General features: G+C 59.2%; 3 protein-coding genes and 1 pseudogene. 2 read left to right on the top strand and 2 right to left on the bottom strand.

Annotated elements, in window-relative coordinates; genetic code table 11:
* Window positions 1-145: 145 nt before the first annotated feature.
* Both QCM77_RS45490 and QCM77_RS45485 read right to left on the bottom strand, forming a co-directional pair.
* A complete protein-coding gene (locus QCM77_RS45490; protein WP_280097084.1) occupies window positions 146-388 on the bottom strand; it encodes a hypothetical protein in 243 nt (80 codons plus the stop codon).
* Between the two features lie 329 nt (window positions 389-717).
* Window positions 718-876, bottom strand: a complete 159-nt coding sequence (locus QCM77_RS45485; RefSeq protein ID WP_280097083.1) for a transposase domain-containing protein — start codon at window positions 874-876, stop codon at window positions 718-720.
* A 402-nt stretch (window positions 877-1,278) separates the two neighbouring features.
* Between QCM77_RS45485 and QCM77_RS45480 the strand changes: the two genes are divergently transcribed.
* Together QCM77_RS45480 and QCM77_RS45475 are read left to right on the top strand one after the other, a co-directional pair.
* Window positions 1,279-2,517, top strand: a complete 1,239-nt coding sequence (locus QCM77_RS45480) for a cytochrome P450 (RefSeq protein WP_280097082.1) — start codon at window positions 1,279-1,281, stop codon at window positions 2,515-2,517.
* Between the two features lie 221 nt (window positions 2,518-2,738).
* A pseudogene (locus QCM77_RS45475) lies at window positions 2,739-3,015 on the top strand (type 2 isopentenyl-diphosphate Delta-isomerase); the annotation flags it as partial.
* Between the last annotated feature and the right edge of the window lie 269 nt (window positions 3,016-3,284).

Below are 3,284 nucleotides of genomic sequence, written 5' to 3'. Positions count from 1 at the left end.
CAAAGGCACAAACCAGTTGCCGAAGATCATCGCAGGTGTCAGATTCAACGACGGCATCGAGGTCATCCAAGCGCCGGCAAACCACGCCGCCTGATCACCCCGTCACCCAAAATCCCGCATAGCTCCGCGCGTAGCGGATCGGCATCTAGTACTGGCGGATGGCCTCGACGGGCGGCGGAATATCGGCGTAGGCGCGCCGCGTCTCGCGGCCGCTTTGTGGTGCTCCGAGCAGCGGCTGTCCCTGATCGTCGGCACAGTGCAGCAGAATAGGCAGAAGCAGGCCGTGATTGACAGTTGCTGGCGTCCAGCAATGGCGCCAACGCCGATAGTTTGAGCCGCATCGCGGCATAGAAATCCTGACAACAAGGACGCGGATCGACGTTGCCATTGGCTTTGCGGCGGTGCATCGGCTCGAACTGGCGATGCGTGGTCGAAAGGATTTGGCTGATCTGGTTATGGCGCAGCGCAACGGCGGAGATCGCGGCGAACTCCGGGGTGCCACCGTGGTTGAAAGCATCGGCATCAATGGAGCAGCGGCCAGATCCAATCGAGCGGGCTCATGACATCGGTCCGGCCACGATCGCGGCGACGTGACCGTCGAGCATGGGAAGACTTGTGGCGGCAGGATGCTGATCGACGCGAGCCCGGAGCCATCGTTCGAGCAACGCAATCGACATCGCGACGGCGGTCATCGACGATGCTTTATGGCGAGTGGGCTTACGCAGCGGCCTGCGCAGCGCGCTGGCGGGCCGCCTTCCAGTTCCAGGCGAGCAGCCCGTGCAGCCGATGGTTCTTGGTTCCCGCGGAGGCGATGGGCTCCAGCACGTCAGTCAGGTAGACCTGCGGGTCGAGCTCATAGAGCTTTGCTGTGTTCACGATCGACTCCAGGGCCGCCCAGCTCTCGACGCCACCTTCGCTGCAAAGGGCGTGCGTGCCCGAGAGAATGAGGATGAGCGGCTGCGTGCCATAGCTGCGAAGCTGCGAGTGCTTGCGTCCTGGTATTGACTACCACAAAAACACGCGTTCGTACACCTCCCAAGCCTGGTAGGAGAGCTTCGCTCGCTTTGCCATTATTCTTCATCGACAGGAGCCGAACCAAGGTCGACCCAACTTCGAGCAACATGATTTCAGAGCTCTCGAACCCGAGCCATGGACTTGCGACATACATTGTTAGTGCGCCGCCCAAGCTCGTTGTGTTTCGAGCGAGCTTCCCAGCGAACTCTAAGAACGCACTCAGCTGAGCAAGCAAAATTGCAGGCCAATGTCCGCGAGACAACCATGATACCATTGTCGGCAGAGAACGCTTGCGAGAGGGCTGATATCCCGCTGAGGCGCCTTGATGTAAGCGAGCCCAAGCGCTTTAAGGATGATACCGTTTGGCCTTGTTTCGAGCGGCTGCGAAGGGAAGATCCCGTCCACTATTGCGAAGACAGCCCATACGGACCATATTGGTCGATAACAAAATACCGCGACATCATAGCCGTGGACTCAAATCACACAACATTCTCATCAGAGCGAAGCGTCACAATTGTCGACCCGCCGGAGAAGTATTGGACCCCCAGTTTCATCAAAATGAGTCCTCCTCTCCATGCTCAGCAGCGTAAGACTATCAGTCCGATAGCGGCATCGGAGAACCTGGCGAATCTTGAAGGCTTGATCCGCTCGCGGGTTCAGAAGATCTTGGACGGTTTGCCGCGCAATGATACCTTCAACTGGGTCGACAGGGTCTCGATCGAGTTGACGACCCAAATGCTGGCCACGCTGTTCGATTTTCCATTTCAGGATCGACGGTTGCTGACCTACTGGTCGGACGTAGCTGCCTTGACGCCACAAATGGGCGACCAGATCGACAGCTGGGAAAAGCGAAAGGTGGTGCTGTCGGAGTGCCTGGACTATTTCACACGGCTCTGGAGCGAACGGGTCAATTGCGAGCCGCGCGCTGACCTGATCTCGATGATGGCGCATTCGCCGGCGACGCGAAACATGGAGCCGCGCGAGTTCCTAGGGAACCTCATTCTGCTGATTGTTGGAGGCAACGATACTACGCGCAACTCAATCAGCGGTGGCGTCTTGTTCATGAGCCAAAATCCGTCCGAACTGCGAAAACTCCGAGATGATGCTTCGCTACTGCCCGGTGCGGTATCCGAGATTATACGATACCAAACGCCTATCGCGCACATGCGCCGGACGGCTGTGGACGATTTGGCGATAGGCCACAAGCAAATCAGGCGAGGCGATAAAGTTGTGATGTGGTATATCTCTGGCAACCGAGACGACGAAGTCATTGCGAACCCCAACAGCTTCATCATTGATCGAGAAAATGTACGACAACATCTCTCATTTGGATTTGGGATTCATCGTTGCGTGGGTAGGCATCTCGCAGAGCTGCAGCTGAAAATCCTGTGGGAGGAGATGCTGAACCGATCTCTGGAGGTAAAGGTGGTCGGCGAACCGGAGCGAGTTGAATCTAATTTTGTCCACGGTTATTCCGCACTGCCGGTGCAGATTCCAGGTTAGTCTCGGTTGCGAGCGACATTCAACACTGGTCGTGCAGAACCGGCGGTTAGGATCACGGCCTGGTGGAGACCAGTTGTCTGGGTAAGTTGCCCGGCGTTGCGTTACTGGCTTGTGGTTTTTTCGAAGAGTGCGGACAGGGCCAAGCGTCATTATCCGGTCCAAGACCCTGGCCGGCCGTTCCGATACGTCACGCCGCCGCTTGTCGCATCGTTGTTACTGGCGAGCGGGTAAGTCGAGCGCTGCCAACGGTGAAGCTGATCGCGGCGGGCGGGATCCGCGACGGCGTCGACCTCGCCAAGGCCATCCGCCTGGCCGCGGACATTGCCGGGCAAGGCGGCCGGCGTGCTGCGCGGCGACGGTGTTCACCGCGCGGTTGTCGCGCATTTCGAGATCGTCATCGGCCACTTGGCCGTCGCCTGCTTCTGCACCGGCTCGGCTGATCTGGCGGCCTTGCGTCAGGCGCGGTTGTTGCCCTTGGCGCATCTGCCCGCCGGTTGATGCCGACGTCGCCCGCACGTGGCGGCAGGCGCCTAGACCCTATGTTTGCCCTCTGAGGTGACGGGCGGCCCGCCCCGCGGCAAGCTCCTATCGAGGGTTGCGCCGGATGGTCCGGCGCCGAGCCTCAAGCATGGGGAGCGGACCTGATGAACGATAGCATTTTCGTGGGGCTGGATGTGCACAAGGCGACGATTTCGGTTGCAGTGGCCGAAGCGATGCGCGGCGGGGAAGTTCGTAACTTGGGGATCATCCCTAATCGCGCCGATCAA

This window comes from Bradyrhizobium nivariense (genome assembly GCF_029846695.2).
GTDB lineage: Bacteria > Pseudomonadota > Alphaproteobacteria > Rhizobiales > Xanthobacteraceae > Bradyrhizobium.
Note: the sequence above shows the minus strand (reverse complement) of the source record. Positions and strands in the feature narration are given on the sequence as shown.